23 protein-coding genes are annotated in these 23,196 nt (G+C 68.9%); 12 read left to right on the plus strand and 11 right to left on the minus strand.

Going from position 1 to position 23,196, the window contains the following annotated elements:
• Window positions 1-76: 76 nt before the first annotated feature.
• On the plus strand, window positions 77-547 hold the full coding sequence (locus ACFV9C_RS30120; RefSeq protein WP_380198918.1) for a YbhB/YbcL family Raf kinase inhibitor-like protein: 471 nt from the start codon (window positions 77-79) through the stop codon (window positions 545-547).
• Here ACFV9C_RS30120 and ACFV9C_RS30125 read toward each other — a convergent pair.
• Complete coding sequence (locus ACFV9C_RS30125; protein ID WP_380198919.1) at window positions 541-1,062, minus strand: hypothetical protein; 522 nt, start codon at window positions 1,060-1,062, stop codon at window positions 541-543. The two genes, ACFV9C_RS30120 and ACFV9C_RS30125, sit on opposite strands and share 7 nt — an antisense overlap.
• An 89-nt stretch (window positions 1,063-1,151) precedes the next feature.
• Between ACFV9C_RS30125 and ACFV9C_RS30130 the strand changes: the two genes are divergently transcribed.
• Together ACFV9C_RS30130 and ACFV9C_RS30135 are read left to right on the plus strand one after the other, a co-directional pair.
• Window positions 1,152-1,652, plus strand: coding sequence for a sigma-70 family RNA polymerase sigma factor (locus ACFV9C_RS30130; RefSeq protein WP_380198920.1), 501 nt, complete (start codon window positions 1,152-1,154; stop codon window positions 1,650-1,652).
• Window positions 1,649-2,248, plus strand: a complete 600-nt coding sequence (locus ACFV9C_RS30135; protein ID WP_380198921.1) for an anti-sigma factor family protein — start codon at window positions 1,649-1,651, stop codon at window positions 2,246-2,248. Before ACFV9C_RS30130 ends, ACFV9C_RS30135 begins: the two co-directional genes overlap by 4 nt.
• Before the next feature lies 1 nt (window position 2,249).
• Here ACFV9C_RS30135 and ACFV9C_RS30140 read toward each other — a convergent pair whose 3' ends face one another.
• From ACFV9C_RS30140 to ACFV9C_RS30155, 4 genes are all read right to left on the minus strand, one after another.
• Window positions 2,250-3,365, minus strand: coding sequence for a hypothetical protein (locus tag ACFV9C_RS30140; RefSeq protein ID WP_380198922.1), 1,116 nt, complete (start codon window positions 3,363-3,365; stop codon window positions 2,250-2,252).
• A gap of 141 nt (window positions 3,366-3,506) precedes the next feature.
• Window positions 3,507-5,048: an alkaline phosphatase D family protein gene (locus tag ACFV9C_RS30145; protein ID WP_380198923.1), complete on the minus strand. Its 1,542-nt coding sequence runs from the start codon at window positions 5,046-5,048 to the stop codon at window positions 3,507-3,509.
• 127 nt (window positions 5,049-5,175) lie between these two features.
• Window positions 5,176-5,547: a DUF1304 family protein gene (locus ACFV9C_RS30150; RefSeq protein ID WP_380198924.1), complete on the minus strand. Its 372-nt coding sequence runs from the start codon at window positions 5,545-5,547 to the stop codon at window positions 5,176-5,178.
• On the minus strand, window positions 5,544-5,972 hold the full coding sequence (locus tag ACFV9C_RS30155) for a cupin domain-containing protein (RefSeq protein WP_380198925.1): 429 nt from the start codon (window positions 5,970-5,972) through the stop codon (window positions 5,544-5,546). Before ACFV9C_RS30155 ends, ACFV9C_RS30150 begins: the two co-directional genes overlap by 4 nt.
• A 122-nt stretch (window positions 5,973-6,094) precedes the next feature.
• Between ACFV9C_RS30155 and ACFV9C_RS30160 the strand changes: the two genes are divergently transcribed.
• Window positions 6,095-7,111: a helix-turn-helix transcriptional regulator gene (locus tag ACFV9C_RS30160; RefSeq protein WP_380198926.1), complete on the plus strand. Its 1,017-nt coding sequence runs from the start codon at window positions 6,095-6,097 to the stop codon at window positions 7,109-7,111.
• On the opposite strand, the gene ACFV9C_RS30165 is transcribed toward ACFV9C_RS30160, so the two are convergent.
• Window positions 7,098-7,997, minus strand: coding sequence for a cupin domain-containing protein (locus ACFV9C_RS30165; protein ID WP_380198927.1), 900 nt, complete (start codon window positions 7,995-7,997; stop codon window positions 7,098-7,100). The genes ACFV9C_RS30160 and ACFV9C_RS30165 overlap by 14 nt on opposite strands.
• Window positions 7,998-8,117: 120 nt before the next feature.
• On the opposite strand from ACFV9C_RS30165, the gene ACFV9C_RS30170 reads away from it, so the two are divergent.
• Window positions 8,118-8,969, plus strand: a complete 852-nt coding sequence (locus tag ACFV9C_RS30170; RefSeq protein ID WP_380198928.1) for an NAD(P)H-binding protein — start codon at window positions 8,118-8,120, stop codon at window positions 8,967-8,969.
• Here the strand turns inward: ACFV9C_RS30170 and ACFV9C_RS30175 are convergent.
• Genes ACFV9C_RS30175 through ACFV9C_RS30190 form a run of 4 tightly spaced genes read right to left on the minus strand, consistent with a single transcriptional unit; the run spans window position 8,959 to window position 12,945 of the window.
• Complete coding sequence (locus ACFV9C_RS30175; RefSeq protein ID WP_380198929.1) at window positions 8,959-9,729, minus strand: fumarylacetoacetate hydrolase family protein; 771 nt, start codon at window positions 9,727-9,729, stop codon at window positions 8,959-8,961. The genes ACFV9C_RS30170 and ACFV9C_RS30175 overlap by 11 nt on opposite strands.
• A complete protein-coding gene (locus tag ACFV9C_RS30180) occupies window positions 9,726-11,225 on the minus strand; it encodes a hypothetical protein (RefSeq protein ID WP_380198930.1) in 1,500 nt (499 codons plus the stop codon). Before ACFV9C_RS30180 ends, ACFV9C_RS30175 begins: the two co-directional genes overlap by 4 nt.
• Window positions 11,226-11,251: 26 nt before the next feature.
• Window positions 11,252-12,064: a carbohydrate ABC transporter permease gene (locus tag ACFV9C_RS30185; RefSeq protein WP_380198931.1), complete on the minus strand. Its 813-nt coding sequence runs from the start codon at window positions 12,062-12,064 to the stop codon at window positions 11,252-11,254.
• On the minus strand, window positions 12,064-12,945 hold the full coding sequence (locus ACFV9C_RS30190; RefSeq protein ID WP_380198932.1) for a carbohydrate ABC transporter permease: 882 nt from the start codon (window positions 12,943-12,945) through the stop codon (window positions 12,064-12,066). Before ACFV9C_RS30190 ends, ACFV9C_RS30185 begins: the two co-directional genes overlap by 1 nt.
• 180 nt (window positions 12,946-13,125) lie before the next feature.
• Between ACFV9C_RS30190 and ACFV9C_RS30195 the strand changes: the two genes are divergently transcribed.
• The 7 genes from ACFV9C_RS30195 to ACFV9C_RS30225 are packed head-to-tail and all read left to right on the plus strand — an operon-like array spanning window position 13,126 to window position 21,554.
• On the plus strand, window positions 13,126-14,415 hold the full coding sequence (locus ACFV9C_RS30195; RefSeq protein WP_380198933.1) for an ABC transporter substrate-binding protein: 1,290 nt from the start codon (window positions 13,126-13,128) through the stop codon (window positions 14,413-14,415).
• A gap of 4 nt (window positions 14,416-14,419) precedes the next feature.
• Complete coding sequence (locus ACFV9C_RS30200; protein WP_380198934.1) at window positions 14,420-15,445, plus strand: Gfo/Idh/MocA family protein; 1,026 nt, start codon at window positions 14,420-14,422, stop codon at window positions 15,443-15,445.
• Complete coding sequence (locus tag ACFV9C_RS30205) at window positions 15,442-17,391, plus strand: heparinase II/III family protein (RefSeq protein WP_380198935.1); 1,950 nt, start codon at window positions 15,442-15,444, stop codon at window positions 17,389-17,391. Before ACFV9C_RS30200 ends, ACFV9C_RS30205 begins: the two co-directional genes overlap by 4 nt.
• On the plus strand, window positions 17,384-18,133 hold the full coding sequence (locus tag ACFV9C_RS30210) for an amidohydrolase family protein (protein ID WP_380198936.1): 750 nt from the start codon (window positions 17,384-17,386) through the stop codon (window positions 18,131-18,133). The genes ACFV9C_RS30205 and ACFV9C_RS30210 overlap by 8 nt, the downstream gene beginning before the upstream one ends.
• Window positions 18,130-18,936 carry an amidohydrolase family protein gene (locus ACFV9C_RS30215; protein WP_380198937.1) on the plus strand — a complete coding sequence of 269 codons (807 nt, stop codon included), beginning with the start codon at window positions 18,130-18,132 and terminating at the stop codon, window positions 18,934-18,936. The genes ACFV9C_RS30210 and ACFV9C_RS30215 overlap by 4 nt, the downstream gene beginning before the upstream one ends.
• Window positions 18,933-20,255 carry a hypothetical protein gene (locus ACFV9C_RS30220; RefSeq protein ID WP_380198938.1) on the plus strand — a complete coding sequence of 441 codons (1,323 nt, stop codon included), beginning with the start codon at window positions 18,933-18,935 and terminating at the stop codon, window positions 20,253-20,255. The genes ACFV9C_RS30215 and ACFV9C_RS30220 overlap by 4 nt, the downstream gene beginning before the upstream one ends.
• Before the next feature lie 18 nt (window positions 20,256-20,273).
• The gene (locus ACFV9C_RS30225; RefSeq protein WP_380198939.1) at window positions 20,274-21,554 is read left to right on the plus strand and encodes an aspartate aminotransferase family protein; all 1,281 of its coding nucleotides are present in this window, start codon (window positions 20,274-20,276) and stop codon (window positions 21,552-21,554) included.
• Here the strand turns inward: ACFV9C_RS30225 and ACFV9C_RS30230 are convergent.
• The gene (locus ACFV9C_RS30230) at window positions 21,517-23,112 is read right to left on the minus strand and encodes an alpha/beta hydrolase (RefSeq protein ID WP_380198940.1); all 1,596 of its coding nucleotides are present in this window, start codon (window positions 23,110-23,112) and stop codon (window positions 21,517-21,519) included. The genes ACFV9C_RS30225 and ACFV9C_RS30230 overlap by 38 nt on opposite strands.
• Window positions 23,113-23,196 lie beyond the last annotated feature (84 nt).

A 23,196-nucleotide genomic window follows, 5' to 3' on the forward strand; every position in this document is an offset into this window, starting at 1 on the left:
TGGTGTTGTGGGTTGTGGTGTGTTGGTGGGGGGGGTGTGGCGGCTGGGCCGGGGGGGTGGCCGGGGGGGGGGGCCTATGCCCCCCCCCACCACCGCGCCGTCGCGCATCACCGTGTCCAGTCCGGCGTTCCACGACGGCGGCTCGATCCCGGTCGAGTACACCTGCGACGGCGCCGGTACGTCGCCGCCGCTCGCCTGGAGCGGTACGCCGGGCGACGCGAAGGCGCTGGCGATCGTCGTCGACGACCCGGACGCGCCGAGCGGTACCTTCACCCACTGGGTGCTCCTGGACGTCGACCCGAAGACCACGTCGCTCACCGCGGGCAGTACGCCGACCGGCGCCGTACCGGCCGCCAACTCGGCCGGCAAGCCGTCGTACTACGGTCCGTGCCCTCCCAGCGGAACGCACCACTACCGGTTCACCGTCTATGCGTTGTCGAAGGCAACGAACCTTCCGGCCGGTACGAAACTCGCCGACGCCCTGAAGGCGATCGACAGCAGCGCGATCGCCCGCGGACGACTGACGGCTGTCTACGAACGTCAGTAGCCGTTGCCGTAACCACCGCCGGAGGACGACGACGGGGCCGGTGACGGAGCCACCGCACCTGACGTGGTCGCAGCGTGCCAGGTGAAGCTCATGCCGGAGAAGCTGTCGGACACGTTGTTGCCCTTGGCCTGGCCGTTGTTGTCGAGCTTGAAGCTGTACAGCGGCTTGCCCTGGAAGGTCAGTTGGTCCGCGCCGGTGTCGGAGCGTTTCATCGTGCCCAGCCCGCTGACCGCTTTCGCGTCGGCGGCAGTCCCGGTCGCGGGCACCCAGATGTCCAGACAGCCGGCCGTGCACTTGATCGTCCCGCCGGCTTCCTGCTCGGCGAAGTACAGCGTCTTGCCGGACGCGTCGACCAGCGTCTGGCCGACCCCGCTGACGTCCTTGACGGACACGGCCGCCGCCGCCCCGCCCCCGGCCGGCGGCGAGCTGCTGTTGCTGCTGTTGCTACCGCCGCACGCGGCCAGCGTGCCGACCGCGGCTACCGTTGCTCCTAGCAACAAGATCGTGGTTTTCATCAGGATCTCCTCTCACCCCGCAGATACGCGCGATCCGGCCGCCCGGTTCAGATTGAACCGTTTTCCGCCGCCGGACGTAGTTCGGGGGTGTGGATGACGACACGGTGATCCGCGCGCTGTACGACAGGTACCGGCGGCCGCTGTTCGGGTACGTGCTGCGCTCGGTGGGCGACCGCCAGTACGCCGAGGACATCGTGCAGGAGACGATGACCCGCGCCTGGGCGCACGCCGCCGAGCTGGACCCGGACCGGGCCGGCCGCTGGCTGTTCACGGTCGCCCGGAACCTGGTGATCTCCGGCCGCCGCAGACAGGGCGCCCGGGTGACGGAGGTGCCGATCGACGACCGCGAGTTCCCGGCGCTCGGCGACGACATCGACCGGGTACTGCAGGTCTGGCAGGTGATCGACGTACTGCGGGGTCTCAGCAAGGACCACCGGCAGGTGATCGTCGAACTGTTCTACCGCCGGCGCACCGTCAACGAGGCGGCCGTCGTTCTCGGCGTACCGCCGGGGACGGTGAAGTCGCGCAGCTACTACGCGCTGCACGCCCTCCGCGCGGCGCTGGAGGAACGAGGAGTGACCGGCTCATGACGTGCCCCGAGACGACGTCGATCGGCGCCTATGTGCTTGGTGCGCTCGAGGCGTCGGAACGGCATGCGGTCGAGGAGCATCTGCCGACGTGTACGGCGTGCCGCGAGACGTTGCTGCAGTTCGCGCACCTGCCGGGGCTGCTGCACGCAGTACCCGTGGAAGACATCGAGATCGATCAGCCGGAGCCTGCGCCGCTGCAGCTCACCAAGAAGCGACCCTGGTGGATGCTTGGTGCCGCAGTGGCTGCCACGCTCACTGGGCTCGTCAGCTGGGCTCTGGTGAGCGCACCGGCCGCAGTGACGTGGACTGCCACGAACGGCGTCGGCGGGATCGACACCACGGCCAAGCTGGTCAGCCGCAACTGGGGCACGGACATCCAACTCCGGATAACCGACCTGAAGCCGTACGAACACTGCATGCTGGTCGTCCACGGCCGCGACGGGAGCACCCAGGTAGCGGGCTGGTGGGCGGCCAACGGCAGCTACCAGGCGAACGTCCCGGCCAGTACGTCGATCCCGCTGCAGGACATCGACCACCTCGATGTGGTCGACACCGGGGACACCGTACTCAGCACGGTGTCCCCGACGACGCACTGATTCACCAACTGTTGTTGGAGATGCCCGTGCCCAGCATGACCTGGTCGTAGGTATTGCCGTCGTTGTCGTCGGTGTACGCGACAGCCACTTCGGCGTACGGCGAGACCGCGACCGCCATCTGCTCCTGCCGGCCCGTGGTGACCGAGCTGAGCTTCTGCGCGGACAGGCGGCTCGTGTCGGTGCCATCGGTGCCGAAGCCGCGGACCCAGACGTCAGGGTCAGCGCCTTGGACCGTCCAGCCGACCACGGACTGCGCCTGGTCGTCGATGCCGATCGACGGAGCCGTGCCGCCGGCGGCGACCTCCGTGTCGGCGTAGCGCGCCGTACCGGCCGGTGTGAACGAGCGGGTCCAGACGCCCGGCGTACCGGTGTGGTCGGACTCCCAGGCGACTGCGAAGTCGCCGTTGAAGTTGGCCGCGACCGACGCGTGCCTCTGCTGGCCGCCACCGGACGCGTTTGCGGAGCGCCGTGACAGCGTTGCTGCACCGTTCGTCCGAGCCAGCCGGATCAGGCCGATCTGGTAGTAGCCGTTGCCGTCGGCGTCGTCGTCCCAGACGACTACGGCGTCCCCCGATGCGGACACGGCTACGTCCGGGTTGTGGTGCTGGCCTGTCGTGGCCGAGGCCGAAACCTCCCAGGCACGCGTAGAAGGCCCCGTGAAGCCAGCAGCTTTCACGGAGGCCTGTGCGCCGGTCTGGATGTCCTCCCACACGACCGTGAATGCAACCGCGGCACCAGAGGGTGCACCGTCCGGATCTACGGCGACCCGTGGGTTGATCTGCTGACCAGTGGAGCTGCTGTTGGCGTTGCCGGACGCCGTGACGGTGCCTGCGGTGTTCACGACGCGGTACGGGATGTTGTAGTACCCGTTGCCGTCTGGGTCGTCCTGCCAGACCACGACGGCGTTGCCGTTGTCGTCCAGGCCGACGTCCGGGTGCAGGTGCCGCCAGGTCGTCACGCCGGTGTTGCCGCCCGCGGACAGCTTCTTCTCGTACACAGCTGTGCCGTTGTGGAACAGGCGTAGGTAGATCTCGCTGTGGACGTTGTCGGTCGCATTGTCGGTGTCGCGGTCGTCCTCCCAGACCACGGCGACGTACCCGTTCTTGTTGATCGCCACGGAGGAGTTGTCCTGGTCACCGGTCGAAACACTGTTGGCCGTTGTCCAGGTAGGCGCGGCGATGTGAGCCGATGCAGGGCTCGCAGTGAAGGTCAAGGCAGTAGCAACAGCAGCAAACGCGAGTAGCTTCTTCATGGGACGTCACACCGCCTGCAGGCCCGGGTGGCCCTCTTGGACCACGAACGACTTCACGGTCGCGGCAGCGGCGCCGTGCTCGGAAACCTTTGCCACGTTGCGGAAATCGGCCCGCAGCTCGGTCGGGCTGACCGTCGCCCGCACGTAGCCGCGGCGGTTGTTGTAGAACTTCAGCCACGGGTTCGTACCCACGTCAGGCACCGTGGTCGCCCCGTCGCCGTCACCGCTGGAGGTCACCGAGCTGGTCACCAGCTCCGTGCCGATCGTCGCGGAGCTCGCGTTGTTGTAGTCGGCCTTGAGATCGCTCGCCCACGCCCGATGCACGTCCCCGGTCAGTACGACGGGGTTGCGGACGGACCGGTCCACCCAACCCTGCTGGATGCGCGCCCGCGACGCCCGGTACCCGTCCCACGAGTCCATGCTCGCCCCTGTCGAGTTGAACCGGCGCGCGAAGAACACCTGCTGGCCGATGATGTCCCACGTCCCCAGGTGCTGCCCCAGACCGTCCAGCAGCCAACTCTCCTGCGGGTTGCCGGGCAGGCTGCGGGACGCGAGGTCCGCGTCCGAGCACACCTTCCAGCCGTCACCACAGGCCTGGTCGTTGCGGTACTGGCGCGTGTCGAGCATGTGGAACGTCGCGAGGCTCCCCCAGCGCAACCGCCGGTACAGCTGGATGCTGTTGCCGCTGTTCACCTGAGCAGGCCGCAGCGGCATGTTCTCGTAGTACGCCTGGTACGCCGCGGAACGTCGCGCGGTCCACTGCGCCGCCGTCAGCGCGGGTGTGTTGTTCTCGCGGATCGTCCCCGCGTAGTTGTTCTCCACCTCGTGGTCGTCCGGTACGACGATCCACGGCGCGACGGCGTGTGCCGCCTGCAGATCGGGGTCGGTCTTGTACTGCGCGTACCGGCGGCGGTAGTCCGCGAGCGACACGATCTCGCTGCCGAGGTGCAACCGGGTCCGGCCCGCGGTCGCGCCGTACTCGTAGATGTAGTCGCCGAGGTGCAGGATGACGCCCGGGTTCTCCTCGGCCATCCGGCGGTACACGGTGAAGTAGCCCTCCTCGTAGTGCGAGCAGGACGTGAACGCCATCAGCAGGTCGCGGCCGGCGGCGCCGACGGCGGGCGTGGTGCGGGTCCGGCCGACCGGCGAGATGTGGCCCTGCGCGCGGAACCGGTAGAAGTAGTCGGAGTCCGAGGCGAGGCCGCCGGCGATCGCGTGCACCGAGTGCGCGGCGGCGTACTGCGCGGTGACAGTGCCGGAGGCGACGAGGGTGGCGAACGTGTCGGTCGCCGACACCTGCCAGTCGACGGCGACGTCGGCGTTCGCCATCCCGCCCTGCCCGTCGGCGTTGGTCGGCGACGGCGCCAGGCGGGTCCACAGTACGACGCTGTTCGCGTCGGGCTCGCCGGACGCGATGCCGAGCTGGAACGGGTACGGGACGGCGGCGGTGGCGGTCATCACCGAGGAGACGGCGGCGGCAGGGAGTGCGCCGGCGCCGGCCACGGCGAGTCCGCCGAGAACGAGGGTCCTGCGGCTGATCGAGCTCATGGGCCTCACCTTCACGGATACTCAGGGCGGTGGGTCCCCGGTCAGGCCGAACGTTCGGTGACCATTCGGGAACCTTGAGTGTGTGCGGTGCATTCGTACCCATGATGGCGCAGAATCGGTAACTTTCCTACAGGACGAGGATGAGCAAAACCAGGGCAGGAACTCCCTCGAGCAGTGTGTTCAGCCAGAGCCGGCGTTCGGTCGCGAGCAGCACCAGTGCCAGGAACACGTGCTGCCCGGCCGTGAACGCGACCAGCGCCTCGCCTTGCGGAACATGTCCCGACCGCGCGAGTACGACGCCGAGCGCCAGCGCGATGGCTGTCGAGAGGTTGTAGAAGCCGAGGTTGACGATCCAGAGCCTGACCGCGTCGAAGTCCCGGCGTTCGAGCAGGAACAGCGGATACAGCCGTGAATGGCGGTAGAAGAACGACTCCATCAACCACACCGACGCGAGCAGCACGGCGATGACGGACGCGAGCACCTGCGCCGCCGTACTCATCGGAGCTCCACCCCGTGGCGCGCGGCGACCTGCCCGAGCGCCGCGTAGTCGGTCGGGTCGGCGCCTGCCAACTCCGCGAAGAACGCACCCATCCGCCCGGTCTGGCTGATGGTCAGGAACTTGGCCGTCGGCGTCAGCACCGAGAACGTGTTCAGCGTCCCGGCCGGGATGCTGATCGAGGCGCCGGGACCGAGGTCGTAGCCCTGATCCTCTGCCTGGACGAGGATCCGGCCCTGCAGGACGTAGAACGCCTTGCTCCACGCCTCCCGGTGCGGCGGTGCCGCGTCGGCACGCGGGGCGTCGATCTCGAACACCTCGTACTGACCGGCGGTGTGTTCGGTGCCGATCTTCACGGTCACGGTCGCGTCCGGGGCGGCGTACTCGACGCCGGTGCCCGCGCTGCTGAGATGCACTGTCTCGCTCATGAACCGCACGCTAGGCGGCACCCCAGCGGCGAACCATCCCGTGCGAACAGGCCCTGGAAACAGGCCGGGATCCCCACATTTACGGGATAGGCGGCCGCGGTACGGCGGCGCATACTGAGCCCATGTGGGAGGGCCGGGCGCGGGCCGCGCGCCGGGACATCGCGGCACTGGCGACGGCGGGGATGGGCGTCGCCGAACTGCACGCGGCCGCGATCGAGGTGGTCGAACGGATCGTCGGCAGCGAGCTGACCTGCTGGGCGGGCATCGACCCGGCCACGCTGGTGATCAGCTCGATGACCAGCGGCGCGGCCCGCATTCCGGCGGAGTACGAGCCGCGGCTGGCGGAGACGGAGTACGCCGGCACCGTGCCGAACTCGTTCGCCGAACTGGCGCGGACGTCGCACCCGGTCGCGCGCCTGTCGGACCTGCCGCACCGCGAGGTGGTCGGGCACCGGCGGCTGAACGAGGTGTGGCGGCCGCTCGGGATCGAGCACGAGGTGCGGACCACGTTCGTCGTCGACGGGGACTGCTGGGGCGCGGCCGGCTTCGTCCGCAGCGGGCCGGACTTCGGCGACCGGGAGCTGGAGTTCCTCGGCTCGGTGGCGCCGGTGATCGGCGCGGCGACCCGGGTCGCCGTCCGGACGGACGCGCACGGGTACCGCGGCGGGGCCGGGCCGTCGATCGTCGTCACCGGCCCGACGGGTACGCCGCGGGCGATCACGGCCGCCGCGCGGACCTGGCAGGACGAGCTCGGGCAGCGGTTCGACGTACTGCTGAACGCCGTCGTGACCGGGACCAGGGCGGCGACGTCCGGCACGTTCCAGGCGCGGCTTCAGACGCCGTCCGGCGGCTGGATCCTCATGCAGGGCAGCCGGTTGATCAGCGACGACGAGGAAGTCGTCGTGACGATCGAGCCGGCGTCCGGGCGGCACCTGCTCGGGATGCTGCTCGCGGCGTACGGGCTGACCACGCGGGAGCGGGAGATCTGCCTGGAGGTGATCGCCGGGCACAGCACCGTCGCGATCGCCGACCGGCTGGCGATCTCGCCGCACACAATCCAGGACCACCTGAAGGCCGCGTTCGCGAAGGTCGGCGTCCGCAGCCGCGGCGAACTGGTGGCGACCCTCAGGCCGGAGTGAGCTGCTTGCGATAGGTCCCCGGCGGTACGCCGAAGTCGCGCTTGAACGCCTTCGCGAACGCGAACTCCGACGTGTACCCGATCTGTTTCGCGACCGTGGCGAGCGGGCGGTCGTGGTCGCGCAGCAGCCGGGCCGCGGTCGTCATCCGCCAGCGCGAAAGGTACGTCAGCGGCGGCTCCCCGACCGCCTCGGTGAACCGGCGCGCGAACGCCGCCCGCGACAGACCGACGTCCGATGCCAAGTCGGCGACCGTCCACGCCGCGCCGGGCCGCTCGTGGAGCAACTCCAACGCCTGCACGACGGACGGATCCGTCAGCGCCCGCGCCCACCCGCGGTCTGTGGGGCAGTCGTGGTCCTCCATCCAGGCCCGGAGGATCAGCACCAGCAAGGCGTCCACCAGCGCCGGTACGACGGCCGCCGCACCGGGCCGCTGCGCGTCGAGCTCCTCCCCCAGGATGCTGATTGCCGTGTGCAACGTCCGGTGCCGCCCGGGATCCGCCGGTACGACGGCAACGTCCGGCAGCCGGGTCAGCACCGGGTGCGGGCGCTCGCGGTCCAGCCGGTACGTCCCGCAGAGCAGCAACGCCCGCGCACCCTGCCCCTGCGGCGGCTCCTCGACCGACGGGTCGAACGGGACCACCGGCGAGTCCGGGTGGTCGACGAGCGCGTGGTCCAGGCCGCGCGGCAGCAGCACGGCGTCCCCGGGACCGAGCGGGATCGGCGAACCGTCCGGCGGCAGCAACCACGCCGTACCCTGCAGCACGAGGTGGAAGGTGGCACCGGACGAGTGCGCGAACCCGAGGCCCCACGGACCGCGGACGACGGTGCGTCCGGAGGTGGCGGGACCGGTCTTCATCGCGGAGACAACATCGGCGAGCACATCCATACCTGCATCATACGCGCCATGATCAAGACGATCGGACATAAACCAGCGCCTGATGGACATAGATCCGCTCGCGCCCCGCGTCTACTGTCGGTGACAGACATCAACTGAGAGGGACTACCGATGAGCATCGTCGTCACCGCAGCAACCGGCCACCTGGGCACTCTCGTCATCGACGAACTGCTGCAGCGCGTGCCCGCCGACCAGGTCGTCGCGGTCGCGCGGAACGCCGCGAAGGCCGCACCGATCGCCGAGCGCGGCGTCGAGGTACGGATCGCCGACTACAACGACCCCGACGCGTTCGCTAAGGCGTTCGGGGCGGGCGACACGGTCCTGCTGATCTCGGGCATGGACCCGAACCGGCGCGACCAGCATCGCGCGGTGATCGGCGCCGCGAAGGACGCCGGCGTGGCGCGGATCGCCTACACCAGCGTCCTCGGCGGGTCGAAGGCCGACTTCGAGCTGGCCACGGACCACCTCGCCACCGAGCAGGCGGTCCTCGACTCGGGGCTGCCGTACACGTTCCTCCGCAACGGCTGGTACAACGAGGTGTACACCGACCAGCTCGCCGGGCAGCTCGCGCACGGCATCCTCGGCAGCGCGGGCGACGGGCGGATCGCCTCGGCGGCCCGGCGCGACTACGCGGCCGCGGCGGCCGCCGTACTGACCGGTGACGGCCATGAGAACAAGGCGTACGAGCTGAACGGCGACGTGTCCTGGACGATGGCGGAGTACGCCGCCGAGGTCGCGGAGCAGTCCGGCCAGGACGTTGCCTACCGCAACGTGTCGCCGGACGAGCACGCCCAGGCGCTGACCGCGGCCGGCATCCCGGCGCCGTACGTCGGGGTGCTCCTCGACATCGACGGCGCGGTCGTCCGCGGCCTGCTGGACTCCCGCGGCAGCGATCTCGCCGACCTGATCGGCCGCCCGACCACGCCGGTCGCCGACTCGATCGCCGCCGCACTCAAGAGCTAGCGACCAGCTTGTTGCGCTGCTCTCCCAGCCCGTCGGCCCAGGTCCGGAGTACGTCGCCTTCCTTCAGGTAGCGCGGCGGCTTCTGGCCCGCGCCGACGCCGGCCGGCGTACCGGTGCTGATCACGTCGCCTGGGTACAGGGTCATGAACTGGGAGATGTAGTGCACGAGGTAGCCGACGCCGAAGATCATCTCGGCGGTCGAACTGTCCTGCAACGGCTCGCCGTTCACCTCCAGGCCGAGCTTGATCGCCTGCGGATCGGGGACCTCGTCGGCGGTCAGGATCCACGGGCCGAGCGGGCAGAACGTCGGGCAGTTCTTGCCCTTGTCCCACTGCCCGCCGCGCTCGAGCTGGAAGTGCCGCTCGGACACGTCGTTCACCAGCACGTACCCGGCGACGTGGTCGAGCGCCTCCGCCGCGGAGCCGAGGTACGCCGCCGTACGGCCGATGACCACGCCGAGCTCGACCTCCCAGTCCGTCTTCTCGCTCCCCCGCGGGATCACGATGTCGTCGTACGGACCGACGACCGTGTCCGGAGTCTTCAGGAACAGGATCGGCTCGGCGGGGGCTTCCTGCCCGCCCTCGGCCGCGTGGTCGGCGTAGTTGAGGCCGACGCACACGATCTTCCCCGGGTCGAGCGGGGCCGCCAGCCGTACCTCCGCGAGGTCCAGGGCAGCGCCGTCCGGCAGTTGGACCCTGCCGTCGTCGGTCAGGATCGCGTCGCGCAGGCCGTCCGGCGTATGGATCCGGAGCAGTCTCACTTGTTCCTCCATCCAGAGTTCTTCGCCCAGTTCAGGTAGGCGATGCCCAACGCGTGCGAGCCTTGCACGGGTTGGAGCTGCACCGCTTCGTACACGCGCAACGACTGCTGGTAGATCACCAGGTCCTGCTCGGCATACTCGACCCAGCGCGCGCACTGCACGGCGTTCGCCGGTACGGCGTCCCCTGTCCCGTCGACGCGGAACCAGACCTCGTTCGCGGACCGGACCAGCTTCTGCGTAAAGGTTTTCGCGAACGCCCGCACGTCCGTCGCCGACCCGCCGTCGATGCCCGCGTCGTACGCCGCGTGCACGAACTCGGTAGTGATCGCCGCATGGCTCAGGTCCTCGACCTGCGTGGACGCCGGGTACGACGGCGTGTACTCGGAGATGCCCGCGGTCTTCGGATACCCGGTGTACAACTGGCTGTACGGCGGCCAGTACGTCCACACGTACGCGCCGTCAACGGACCGCAGCGCGGGCTGGTACGACGTCAGCAGCTGCTGGACCCGGGTCTTGTACTCCGGCTTCTTCGTCACGCGGTACAACTCGACCATCACCTGACCGAGCGCCTGGCTCTGGTTGTACGGCTGGATCGTGCCGTCGAACGGGATCGGCGCGCCCTTCGGCCACAGGTAGTTCCCGTTGCCGTCCCACTCCGGGTCGTGGAACCTGACGGCCTGGATCGCCGCGTCCAGCACCTCCCTCGCGAACTTCTGGCGCGACCCGAGCTTGGACGACTGCAACACCATCCGCGCGTACCGGGCCAGCGGGAACGCGATCATCCCGGTGTGCACGGCGAACACGTAGTACTGCGACTGGAAAGTGATCGTGCTCGCTGCCGGCGCGGGTGCCGCGGCCGGGGCGTCCCGCAGCTCGACCGCGGTCCAGCGCAGCCCGGCGTTGTACGCGTTGTTCACCGCGGTCACGACGTATGCCGGGGACGCCGGGTCGAGGTCGACGTTCCGCAGTGTCACGACCGAGGTGGTGCCCGGGTTGCGGAGGACGAGGGTGAAGGTGCTGCCGGCAACGTTCGACACCTCCGCGGTCGACTCGGCCGAACGGGTGCCGGCCCACCGCAGCTGGACCGCAGGCTTGCCGGTGCCGTCGGGCACTACGGCGTGCCCCGCGGTGTAGTTGCCCGCGGTACGCCAGACCTTGCCCGAGCGGCCCGCGTAGTCGACGACGTGGCGGGCGTGGTCCGTGGTCCGCATCAGCAGCCGGGCCCGGTCCTCGAACGTTTGCAGGTAGTGCTCGTCCTGGTAGGCCTCGTACATCCGGAGCAGGCTGAGCCCGAAGTACGACTCGCCCCAGGCGTACACACCGGCCTCGTTGTCCTGTGGGTTCGAGGCGAGATAGCCGGCCTGCGCGACGTCGAAGGCTTGCGGCGAGTCGTAGACGAGTGGGTCGGCGGACGCGGTCAACGACGGGAGACCTGCCCAGGCGGCGATGCCGCCGGCGGTGGCGCCGAGGACGAAGGTGCGGCGGGAGGGTTGCATGAGAGCCTCACAAGGGTCGGGGCGGATCAGCCTTTGACGGCGCCGCCCATGCTGTTGAGGATGCGTTTCTGCAGCAGGAGGAAGACCGCGATGACGGGTACCAGCGAGATCACCGTGCCGGCCGCGAGACCGCGGACATCGGTACCGGCGACCCCGCTGAGGTAGGCGATCCCGAGGGCGATCGGGAACTTGGACTGGCTGGTCAGCACGACCAGCGGCCAGATGAAGCTGTTCCACACCGAGACGAATCCGAGGATCGCGAGCACGGCGAGGGTCGGGGCGACGATCGGGACGCAGATCCGCCCGAAGATCTGGAATTCGTTCGCGCCGTCCACCCGGGCGGCCTCGACGACCTCGTCCGGGATCTGCGCGAACGCCTGCCGGAGCAGGAAGATCCCGAGCGAGGACAGGATCGCCGGCAGGATCACCGACGCGAACGTGTCGGTCAGCCCGAGCTGGCTCATCACCAGGAACCGCGGGATCAGCATCAGCTCGCCGGGCAGGAACATGATCGACAGGAACAGCATGAAGAACACGCCGCGGCCGCGGAACGCGATCCTGGCCAGCGGGTACGCCGTCAGCGCCGACACCACGAGGTACACCGGGACCGTGATGCCGACGTAGATCACCGAGTTCAGCAGGAACCGTGCGTACGGGATCGTCGTCCAGGCCTCGCGGAACCAGGTGCCGACGGGTGGCCGCGGGATCAGGTCCGGAGGGAAGCCGAACACGTCCTGACTGGCCGGTTTGGTCGCGGCGCTCAGCAGGATGAGGAACGGGCCGACGAACAACGCCGCGACCGCGACGAGCAGGACGTACCAGCCGATTCGGCGACTCATCAGACGTCCCTCCGCCGGGTCACCAGCAGGTTGAACCCGGCCAGCACGATCATGATTGCCCACAGCAACAATCCGACGGCACTGGCGTAGCCCATGTCGTAGTCCTGGAAGGCTTTCGACCAGATGTAGTAGCCAAGGGTGAGCGTGGCGTCGAGCGGACCGCCGCGGGTCAGCACGTAGACGGACTCGAACGCCCGCATCGCCTCGAGCATGCTCAGTACGAGCGTCACGGCGAACGTCGGCCGCAGCGCCGGTACGACGACGTACAGCAGCCGCTGCCACCCACCGGCACCGTCGATCGTCGCGGCCTCTACCTGGTCGGACGGCACCGCCTGGAGCCCGGCCAGGTAGATCATCATGAACAGGCCGGCGTTCTTCCACGCCTCCAGCAGGACGACGGTCGGCAGCGCCCAGTGCCGGTCGAGCAGGAAGTCCGTCGGGCCGGCGCCGAACAGGCCGAGCAGCCAGTTCACCACTCCCTCGCGGTTGAAGACGTACCGCCAGGCGACCGCCACCGCGACCATCGACGTGATCACCGGCAGGTAGTAGAGCATCCGGAACGCCTGGATCGCGCGCAGCTTCAGGTTCACCAGCATCGCCAGGAACAACGGCGCGACCACGGTCAGCGGCAGGAACATCAGCACGAACAGCAGCGAGTTCCGCAGTGCGATCCAGACCCGCGGGTCGTGCACCAGGTGGACGAAGTTGTCCAGGCCGGAGAAGCGCACCGGATGCACGATGTCGTAGTCCGAGAACGCCAGCTGGATCGCGATCACCGCCGGCCAGGCGAACATCGCGGCATAGAACAGCAGCCCGGGCAGCATGAACACGTACGGCGTGTACCAGTGCTGACCGACCACGCGGCCCTTCAGACCCGGCATCCATGCTCCTTGTGTCTGAAACCTGGCTTTCAGACCGGAACCGTAGCGCACGATCGACGAGCCTTGGAAGCGCTAACTCCAGAAAATTTCTGGCTTGTTCCGTTGACTCGGGCGAATCGATGGCGAACACTCTGGTGTCTGTAAGTCAGGTTTAGGACATTCCGTTCTGAGGAGCCAATGATGGCCCGACTCCGACTCGCACTCGTTGCCACCCTGGTACTCGCACTGGCCGGCTGTGTCTCCGGCAGTCCGGCCGGCGGCGGCGACCAGAAGCAGTCCGGCGACGCGTACTCCGGTGACGTCGAGTGGTGGACGATCAACCTGCAGAAGAACTACGGACCGGACATCCAGAAATGGATCGACGCGTACCAGAAGGACCACCCGGACGTGCACATCAAGTGGGTGGACGTCCCGGGGCAGGACATCACCACGAAGCTGCTCGCCGCGCTGGCCAGCGGCAAGGTCCCCGACGTCGTGAACTTCACCTCCGCGACCACCGGGCTGTTCGCCTCCTCGATGGCCGACCTGAGCTCGCTGTTCAGCAAGGAAGACGTGGCGGCGTACCTGCCGAACCTGACCGAGCCGTTGGTTGTCGACGGCAAGCGGATCGCGATCCCCTGGTACAACGGCGGTACGTCGCTGGCGTTCTACAACAAGGATCTGCTGGCCAAGGCCGGGTTCGATCCGGCGAAGCCGCCGACGACGTACGACGAGGCGCTCACGCTGGCCACGAAGTACCACGACGCGACCGGGAAGTCCGCGACGAACTTCATGGCGTACTCGAGCGTCGTGCAGGCGGACGGCGTCAAGCTGCTCTCCGAGGACGGCAAGAAGGCCGCGTTCAACACACCCGGGACGCTCGCGTTGCTGGAGAAGTTCAAGAAGCTCTTCGACTCCGGCGCGATCGCTCCCGGCAGCCTCGGCGAGAACCAGCGGGATCTGCCGCAGTCGCTGGAGAACAAGCTGATCGCGTTCAACCCGGCCGCGGTGTCGAGCTCGCTGCTCAACGTGCAGAAGAACGCGCCCGCGGTGTACTCGTCGATCGTGGTCGGCCCGCCGGTGACCGGTGCCGACGGCAAGTTCTACATGCCCGGCCAGCAGGTGATGGGCATCCCGGCGAAGTCCAGCCATCAGGCGGCCGCGGCCGCGTGGCTCAAGTACGTCGCGGCGCCCGAGCAACAGCTCGCGCTCTGCAAACTGGTGCCGATCTACCCGTCCTCGGTGAAGGCGCTCGAGGACCCGTTCTTCACCGACATCACCGGGACGTCACCGGCCGACCAGGCCCGGAAGATCCTGATCGACACCTTCAAGCAGAGCGTGGACGCGTCGATGGGCTCCGGGAACGACGAGCAGCTGCGGCAGCTGTTCGACGACCAGGTCCGGGCGTACATGTCCGGGACGAAGACCGCTCAGCAGGCGCTGGACGCCGCCGAGAAGGCCTGGAACGACACACTGGCGAAGGGCAAGTGACTTGATGGACACGCTACGGATCGGGATCGTCGGCGCCGGGATCATGGGGCGTGGCAACGCGTTGTCGTTGTCCGCCCGGCCGGACGCCGTGATCACCGCGGTCACCAGCCGTTCGGCGGCGTCGGCCGGGCAGCTGGCCGACGAGATCGCCGGCCGCGGCTCCCGGCCGGAGGTGTATCCCGATCTCGCGGCACTGCTCGCGAGCGACTCGGTCGACGCCGTCGTACTGACCACGCCGGACGACCTGCACGGCGAGATGATGGTGCGGGCGGCGTCGGCCGGCAAGCACATCCTGGTCGAGAAGCCGCTGACCACGTCGGTCGCGGAGGCGGACGCGGCGGTGGCCGCGATCCGGGCGAACGACGTGGTCGCGATGTGCCTGTTCAACCACCGGTGGGTGCCGGCGTACGCGCAGGCCTACGAGCTGCTCGCCGGCCTCGGCGAGGGAGCGGTCGCGTACGCGCGCAAGGACGACACGATCTTCGTGCCGACCGAGATGCTGTCCTGGGCGGACCGGACGACGTGCGCGTGGTTCCTGTCCAGCCACGACATAGATTTGGTCTCGTGGTTGCTGCGCGACCAGGTCCGGCGGGTGTACGCGACGGCGCGCTGGGGCAAGTTGCGGTCGCTCGGGATCGACACGCCGGACGCGATCCAGATCCAGGCGGAGTACTCGCGCGGCGCGGTGGCGACGTTCGAGTCGGCGTGGATCTACCCGAACACGTTCCCGACCACGGTGGACTCGTACGTCTCGGTGATCGCGGACGACGGCGTCGTACAGCTCGACCGGCAGAAGGAGAGCGTCGTACTGGCGCGGCCGGAGGGCTACACGTACCCGCGGAACATGCTGCAGCGGGTGATGCACGGGATCCCGTCCGGTGCGTACGCCGACGCGATCGCGCACTGGGTCGACTGCTGCCGGACCGGGCGGCAGCCGCTGATCACGATCGAGAGCAGCCGGGACGTGACCGCCGTCCTCGAGGCGGCGCACCGGTCGATCGAGACGCGGCAACCGGTCGAGGTCTCGTGAACCCGGGTCCCGAGAAACCCCGGCACATCGACGGGCGGATCAACCGGATCTCGACCGACGACCTGCTGAAGGCTTTTGGTTCACCGGCCGCTGATCTCGCTGGGCTTCGGGCGTTCGTGGGTGCGGAGCTGCGGCCGCCTGCTTGGCCGCTCGCGGTCGGCAATGAAGCGGCTGCGGCTCCGCTGCTGGAGGGTGTTGATGTCACGGGGAGCGGTCTTGGGCGCTCACAGCTCTACGGCTTTCACTACCTCGGCTGGCTGCTGCCTGGGGTGCAGGCTTGGAAGCTGACGGACGATCTTCGCTATCTGCAAGCGTTTGAGCAGCACCTGGACGACTGGGTGTCCCAACGCGACTCCGTGGTCGGCGAGTGGCCGGGGCTGGACCCTATCTGGTACTCGCTAGGCACCTGGGCTCGTTGCCGGAGCCTGTTGCCGACTCTTGAGGTGCTGACCGACTCACCGCTCTCGGACCGCGTCTGGGGACGGCTGGTCGCGACGCTTGTGGGTGGTGCGCGGTGGGCGTACGACGAGCATGACGTGTTCCGGCATGGGAACTGGCAGTTGGTGTGCGCTACCGAACTGCTGCACATCAGCGCCGTCCTTCCGAGTTTGGTGGAGTCTGCGGACTGGGCCTCGCGTGCGCGGGAGCGGATCTCGGAGCATCTGCTGCTGGATGTGTATCCGGACGGCGGGCACTACGAGCGGTCGCCTGGGTATCACCGGATGGTTCTGACCGCGCTGCAGACCGCTGCCAGGATCGACCCGGCTGTTGCCGCACATCCTCGGTTTGCTGCCATGCACCAGTGGATGCGTGAGCTGGTGTCCTCCGGCGGCTGGATGCCACACCTGCAGGACAGCGGGATCGAGTGGCCGGCCGAGTCCCTCGAGCGCTGGGGCTTTCCGACGGTCGGTGAGCTGACGCCGTCGACGGTCCTCCCTGAGTCGGGCTACACGGTCCTGCGGGGTGCGGACATGCGGGCCGTCATCAACCACGGGCCGCACATCGAGCACGAGCTCGAGTCCCACTCCCACCGCGCCGTACTCGACCTGGTGGTGGACGGGTGGGGGCAGCCGGTGCTGTGGGAGGCGGGTGGTCCGCCGAGCTACGACGATCCGTCGTACCTGACCTGGTATCAGTCGGGCGTCGGGCACAACACCGTGGTGGTGGACGGCCAGGAACTGTCCACGGACCGTCGCGTGGAGGTCGACTCGTTGGTCGACACGGGACCGGTTGCTGTCTTCTCCGGGCGACACAGCGGCTATGGGGTCCCTCAGTCGCGGAGGATTGTCATGGTCCGCGAAGAACCGACGTACTTCGTCGTGCTGGACGAGACGGAGGCCGCGCCGTGCCGCACCTACTGGCACGCGCTGCACCCGTGGCAGGAAGTGGGGCCAGGCGTCTACAACACAGCCAACCTTCTCCTCCTCACCACAACCAGCGCCGAACAGACTGTGGGAACTGCTCGCCGACCGGTTCTGGAGACTCAGTCGGCTGAGTACGGTCCGATGCACTCGCTCGCGCTGGCGGGTGGCGACCTGACCACGGTCCTGGTACCGCACGCCCAACCCGAACCACCCGACGTCACCGTCGAGCACAGCGACGAGCTGGTGATCCGCTTCGGGGCGACGGTCGATCGGCTGAGTACGTCGACGTGCACCCGCACCGTCGACGGGAAGTTGTCATGGGCAACCGGTTGGCGCACCCGCGAGCTTCGCGGACTACTCCGGTCCACCCACGACATCGACGTCCTGGCAAGGCTCACCGGCTCTCATCTTCAGTTCGAGGTCAACAGCTCCGGACGCTGTGGTCTGTGGATTCGGTCCTGTGGACAGCTCCGGCTGAACGGCATACCTCTGGACGTCGAGGTCGAGGGCGAATGGGCACACCTCACCCTCCCGTACGCCGGTCCCTGGACTGTGGATGCAGAGGCGGGGCGTGATGGCTGAGGCGGTGACGCACGGGTGGTTCGACGCGCGGGTGGTGACGGGCAGGCATCCTCGAAGCCTGCTGCCGGCGACGGATGTGGCTGCCCATCTCGAACGCTTCGCGTTGTCCGGCGCCCTGGTGAGCGCGATGGCGTCCTGGCTGCACGACCCGATCGGCGGGAACCTGGAAGCGTCCGCCGTGGCGCACGAGTTGGCCGATCGTGGCGTCCTCGCCTGCTGGACCGCCGTACCCGCAACCGCCGGTGAGCTGGACTCGTTGCCAAGGCTGGTCGCCCAAGCAATGGACGAAGGCGTGGCCGCGTTCCGCATTCATCCCGCGTCGCACGGCTACTCCCCCGGCCTGCTCAACGACTTGTACGAAGCGCTCGAGGCGAACCACCTCCCGTTGTGCGTCGACGCGGCCGAGCTCTCCTGGGGAGACCTCGGCACGATCGCGACCCGCCACCCCGGGCTCCCGATCGTGATCTCCGCCCTCGGCTACCGGAAGCTCCGCGAGCTCTGGGCCGCACTCGATGGTCACCCCAACGTTCACCTCGACCTCGTCGACTTCGCGGCACACCAGGGCGTCGAGTGGCTCGCCGCGAACGGCCGCGCCGTCCGGCTCCTGTTCGCCACCGGCCTCGGCGTCCGCGACCCCGGGGAGAGCGTCGTACGGCTGGCCTGGTCCGGGCTCGACGACGCCACGGTCCGTCAGGTCGGCGTCGGCAACGCGCGCCGGCTGTTCTTCGGGGAGCGAGCGTGATCGGCCGCCGGCCGCAGTACCGCAGTGTCGACGTGCACGCGCATCTCGGCCCGTATTCGCTGTTCTTCATTCCCGAGCCGGACGCCGCGACGATGGTCGCGGTGATGGACCTGACCGGCACCGACGTCACCGTGCTCGCGGCCAACCGCGCGATCCAGCAGGACGCGCACCTCGGCAACTCCCAGTCCCTCGCCGCGGTCGACGCGTACCCGGACCGGATCGCGGCGTACGCCGTCATCAACCCGTGGCAGGACCCGGAGCGCGAACTCGCGCGGCTCGCCGAGGACGAGCGGTTCGTGGGCATCAAGGTGCACCCGAGCCTGCACCACTACCCCGTCAGCGGCGCCCGGTACGCCGCCGTCTGGAAGTTCGCCGAGGACACGGGCTGCCCGGTGCTCACGCACTCGGAGCACAGGTCGCCGTACGACTCCCCCGTCATGTTCCAGGAGGTCGCGGAACGCTACCCGGGTACGTCGGTGATCCTCGGACATGCCGGGATCACCCCGCCTGGCGTGGACGAGGCGATCGAGGCGGCGCGCCGGTACGAGTCGCTGCTGCTCGAGGTGTGCGGCTCGCACATGACCGGTCCGCTGATCCGCTCGATGGTCGACCAGGTCGGCAGCGACCGGGTGCTGTTCGGCTCGGACTTCCCGTTCATCGACCAGCGGATGTCGCTCGGCCGGGTGGTGTGCGCGCCGCTGACGGAAGGTCAACGCCAAGATGTTCTCAGCGGGAACGCCCGCAAGCTGTTCCGGTGGCGGCCGCTGCCGGGAGGGCCGGGAGAACGAGGGGCTGACGGATGAGTGACGAGACGCTGCCGGCGGTGACGGTCGGCCTGTTCGGGCCGCGCCGGCTGGTGAAGACGATGGCGGAGGTCGGCCAGGAGGTCGCGGAGCGGTCCGCGCACGGCATCCGGTTCCTCACCGGCGGGTACGACGACCAGTCCGAGGCGGAGGAGCGCTACCTGCGGCTGCGGGACCGCATCGACTCGGCGGTGTTCCCCGGCCCGTGGGCGTTCGACCTGGCCACGACCGGCCACTGGCTGACCGTCCCGTCGACCCACCTGCCGCTCACGGGCGCCGCACTGTACGCCGCCCTGCTGCGGGCGTCGCTGACGATCGAGGACGTCGACCTCAGCCGAGTCAGTATCGACTCGCTCTCGCTCGCGGACGTCGCGGAGGCGTACGCCGAGATCGGCCTGGACACCGCCGAGGTGTATGACGTGCCGTACGAAGGGCCCGCCTCCGTGGACGGGTTCGCGGCGTTCCACCAGGAGAAGTACGAGCGGCAGCACACCACGGTCGCGCTGACCACGATCCTGTCGGTGGAACGGGACCTGCAGGCGGCCGGTGTACCCGTACTGCGGATCGCGCCGACGCGGTCGAGTGTGCGGGACGCGTTGGAGACCGCGGTACTGCTGGGACAGGGCACGCGGATGGGGGCGCACCAGTTGGCGATGATCGCCGTACAGGTGATTCCGTCGCGTGCTGAGTCCGGGGACTACTGGCAGCAGGAGCTGGCGTTGCTGACGCACCAGAAGCTGCTGGCCGAGGCACGGCAGGTGGGAGCCTCGGTCACGCGCCGTTCGGACACCCTGTTCCTGGTGACCACAACGTACGGCGCCCTGGTGCGTCTGACCGAGCAGTTCGCGTTTGCGCCGTTTCTGGGCGCGCTGACGGCGCAGCTCGGCGTACCTGTGGCTGTAGGTGCTGGAACGGGCCAGACCGCTCGTGCTGCTGAGGCCAACGCCCTGATGGCTGTGGAGGAGTCCGTAGCAACTGGCGGGAAGGTGGCCGTGTACCTGGACGGCAGCAGCGAGCGGCTGGACCTGGAGCCAGGCCCTGCCACCACAGACGCTGCGCCGGACGAGACGCCTAGCGACCAGCGGGCGCTGGAGATTGTCACGTCGATCGCGTCCGCCATGAGCCCAACGCCCGGCCGGCAGGTCGTCGTGGACGTCGAGAGCGTCGCCGCGATCATGCAGGTCACCCAGCGCACCGGCCGCCGCATGTTGAAGGAACTGGTCGACGCAGGCCTCGCCTGGCCGTTGCCACCGGCACGGTCCACCGGCGGCGGCCGGCCACGCCAGCAGTTCCGGCTGTTGACCGAAAAGCTCGACTGACCGCCCTTGGAGGACGCTGTGCACACCCAAGCCGACCAGCTGTACGCCCGCGCCAAGCAGGTGCTCGCGGGAGGAGTGTCCAGCGACGCCCGCCGCGCAGAGCGCCCTCTCTTCGTAGACCACGCGAGCGGTGCGGAGCTGTGGGACGTGGACGGCAATCGGTACGTCGACTACGTGCTTGGCCAGGGTCCTAACCTGCTAGGTCACGCCGCACCGCTCGTAGCTGACGCGGTGTCGGCACAGGTACGTCGTGGCGTCGCCTACGCCGCACAGCACGAACTGGAAGCACAGGTCGCCGAACGCCTGTGCAGCATGGTTCCAGCGGCAGAACTGGTGCGTTTCAACAGCGTTGGGTCCGAGGCGGTGCACGGCGCGATCCGGCTGGCCCGCGGGCACACAGGACGGCCGAAGATCGTGAAGTTCGAGGGCAACTACCACGGCTGGCTCGACCCGGTGCTGTACAGCGTGCACCCGGACCTCGCACTGGCCGGCGACGCCCGGCACCCGACCGCGGTCGGCGGTTCGGCGGGCCAGCCGCGGCACGACGCCGACGACCTGATCGTCCTGCCGTACAACGATCTTCAGGCGGTCGAAGAGGTCATGGCCGACGACATCGCTGCCGTCATCCTCGAGCCGCTGCTCTGCAACACCGGCTGCATCACGCCGTCGCCCGGATACCTCGAAGGACTGCGTGAGCTGACTCGGCAACACGGTGCGCTGCTGATCTTCGACGAGATCATCACCGGCTTCCGGGTCGGCCCGGGCGGCGCCGGCGAGCTGCTGAACGTCGTACCCGACCTGGCCGCCTTCGGGAAGGCGATGGCCGGCGGCATGCAGGTGTCGGCGCTGGTCGGGTCCCGCGAGGTGATGACGACGATCGCCGACGGCAAGGTCGCGCACGCCGGCACGTTCAACTCGCACCCGGTCGCGATGGCGGCGGCAGACGCCGTACTGCGGCACCTCGACGAGCACCGTGCCGACGTCTACCCGCCGCTGAACGCGATGGGCCTCCGATTGATGGACGGGCTGCGTTCCGCGGCGACGCGGCACGGCGTACCGCTGCTGGTCGACGGCCCCGGCCCGGTGTTCCAGACGTACGTCACGGATCAGGCCGAGGTCACCGACTACCGTTCGTTCGCCGCCTGCGACCGGGCGGCGATGGCTCGGTTCCACGCGGGGCTGTTCGCTGCCGGGATCAACATCGTCCCGCGTGGGCTGTGGTTCCTGTCCACCGAGCACACCGCGGCCCAGGTCGACGAGACTATTGCGGCAGCAGACTCGGTGCTCGCTGCCCTGTAGGCACCGGGTCGAACGGCTTGCGGTCCTGGTCGCACGTCGTACCGTCCGCGGGCGCCTTCAGCTCGGTCAGGTACTGCGTGGTGAGCCGGTCGGCGCAGGCGCTCTTGCCGATCGTGGTGTGGCCCCACCCCTCGACCGTCACCATCCGCGCGTCCGGGTACAGGTCGGCGTACGGCCGGGTCGCCTCGTACGGCGTCGCCGGATCGTGGCGGGTGCCGAAGACCAGGACAGGCTGCTTCACCTTGTTCGGCCACGGGCCGAGGAACGCGTCCTGGTCGCGGATGCCGAGGAACTCGCACTGGATGCCGATCCACGCGCGGTACGCCCCGAAGTGCGGCGCCCGCTTGTCCGCGGCTGCGGCGTACGCCGGGTAGGCGAGCGGACGGCCGGACTGCCGCGCCTCGACGCACGGCTGCAGGGCGGTCCCGATCGAGGCGTAGTCGTCCTTGCGCCGGTTCCACTCGACGATCGCCTGCGGCGCCTTGGCCGTGGCGAACGCCCGGTTCGTGCGCGCCAGCTGGACCCACATGTCGGCGAGTGCCGGGAACCCGTTGGGGTCGTAGAGGCTCGAGAACGTGACCGCCACCGCGAGGGCGTACGTCATCTTCACCGTGGATCCGTCCGGCAGGGCGAAGTCGACCGGGTGCGTCTTCAGCCGCGCCAGCGTGCCCTCGACGACCGTCTTCGGGTCACCGAGGCTGTTCAGCGCACAGTTCGCACCGGCCTTCTTGCACTCGGCAAGGAACTGCTCGTACGTGTCGTACGCGCCCTCGCCCTGGCGCATCCGGACGCCGACCGGGGACTTGTCGCCGTCGGAGCCCGAGTACCACTCCGGGAGCAGCGTGCCGTCGAGGACCAACGCGCGGACCTTGTTCGGGAACAGCTTGGCGTACGTCGCACCGAGGTAGGTGCCGTACGAGTAGCCGACGTACGACAGCTTGTCGTCGCCGACCGCCTGGCGGAGCAGGTCCATGTCCCGGGCGACGTTCGCGGTCGAGTAGTGCGCCATCCGGTCCGCGGACGTCGTACGGCAGTTGATCGCGAGCTTCGCGCCGTCGACGATGAACTGCCGCTCCTCCTTCGCGCCGACCGGGAATGGCGGGACGTCAGCCATCGCCTTGGCCTCATCGGCCTTGGTCGGGTAGCAGGTCGCCGGGTCGGAGCCGCCGACCCCGCGCGGATCGAACCCGAGGATGTCGAACCTCGCCCGGACCTGCGGCGAGTAGATCTGCTGCCCGGCCTGATGGATGAACACGACACCCGGCCCGCCGGGACCGCCCGGGTTCGTGAACAACGTGCCGATCTTGTGCGCCGGGTCGGTGGCCGGCAGCCGGGTCAGCGCGATCGTGGTGGTCGCACCGTGCGGGTTGTCGTAGTCGGTCGGCACCTCGACACTCGCGCACTGGAACGGCTTCAGCTTCGGGTCGGTCCCGCAGCTCCCCCACACGATCGTCGGTACGACGGACTTCGCCTGCGCGACGGCAGTGGTCAGCGGCGTCAGCAGCACCAGGGCCACACCGGCGACAGACAGTCTTCGAAGGATTCTTCTGGGCGTCATGTCACCGACCGTAGGCGCGCCGTTCCTCCCGCCGCGTCCACCACGAGAAGGAGGCCGGGCACCCGCCGTACGGCGGACCCGGCC

It is taken from the genome of Kribbella sp. NPDC059898, assembly GCF_042730855.1.
In the GTDB taxonomy this organism is placed as follows: Bacteria; Actinomycetota; Actinomycetes; order Propionibacteriales; family Kribbellaceae; genus Kribbella.

Coding starts and splice junctions, on each gene's coding strand:
- ACFV9C_RS30120 (WP_380198918.1), top strand. CDS start 77: ATGCCCCCCCCCACCACCGCGCCGTCGCGCATCACCGTGTCCAGTCCG.
- ACFV9C_RS30145 (WP_380198923.1), bottom strand. CDS start 5,048: ATGAGCTCGATCAGCCGCAGGACCCTCGTTCTCGGCGGACTCGCCGTG.
- ACFV9C_RS30180 (WP_380198930.1), bottom strand. CDS start 11,225: ATGCAACCCTCCCGCCGCACCTTCGTCCTCGGCGCCACCGCCGGCGGC.
- ACFV9C_RS30190 (WP_380198932.1), bottom strand. CDS start 12,945: ATGCCGGGTCTGAAGGGCCGCGTGGTCGGTCAGCACTGGTACACGCCG.
- ACFV9C_RS30195 (WP_380198933.1), top strand. CDS start 13,126: ATGGCCCGACTCCGACTCGCACTCGTTGCCACCCTGGTACTCGCACTG.
- ACFV9C_RS30220 (WP_380198938.1), top strand. CDS start 18,933: ATGAGTGACGAGACGCTGCCGGCGGTGACGGTCGGCCTGTTCGGGCCG.
- ACFV9C_RS30160 (WP_380198926.1), top strand. CDS start 6,095: ATGTGGGAGGGCCGGGCGCGGGCCGCGCGCCGGGACATCGCGGCACTG.
- ACFV9C_RS30230 (WP_380198940.1), bottom strand. CDS start 23,112: ATGACGCCCAGAAGAATCCTTCGAAGACTGTCTGTCGCCGGTGTGGCC.
- ACFV9C_RS30210 (WP_380198936.1), top strand. CDS start 17,384: ATGGCTGAGGCGGTGACGCACGGGTGGTTCGACGCGCGGGTGGTGACG.
- ACFV9C_RS30165 (WP_380198927.1), bottom strand. CDS start 7,997: ATGGATGTGCTCGCCGATGTTGTCTCCGCGATGAAGACCGGTCCCGCC.
- ACFV9C_RS30155 (WP_380198925.1), bottom strand. CDS start 5,972: ATGAGCGAGACAGTGCATCTCAGCAGCGCGGGCACCGGCGTCGAGTAC.
- ACFV9C_RS30135 (WP_380198921.1), top strand. CDS start 1,649: ATGACGTGCCCCGAGACGACGTCGATCGGCGCCTATGTGCTTGGTGCG.
- ACFV9C_RS30200 (WP_380198934.1), top strand. CDS start 14,420: ATGGACACGCTACGGATCGGGATCGTCGGCGCCGGGATCATGGGGCGT.
- ACFV9C_RS30150 (WP_380198924.1), bottom strand. CDS start 5,547: ATGAGTACGGCGGCGCAGGTGCTCGCGTCCGTCATCGCCGTGCTGCTC.
- ACFV9C_RS30170 (WP_380198928.1), top strand. CDS start 8,118: ATGAGCATCGTCGTCACCGCAGCAACCGGCCACCTGGGCACTCTCGTC.
- ACFV9C_RS30125 (WP_380198919.1), bottom strand. CDS start 1,062: ATGAAAACCACGATCTTGTTGCTAGGAGCAACGGTAGCCGCGGTCGGC.
- ACFV9C_RS30185 (WP_380198931.1), bottom strand. CDS start 12,064: ATGAGTCGCCGAATCGGCTGGTACGTCCTGCTCGTCGCGGTCGCGGCG.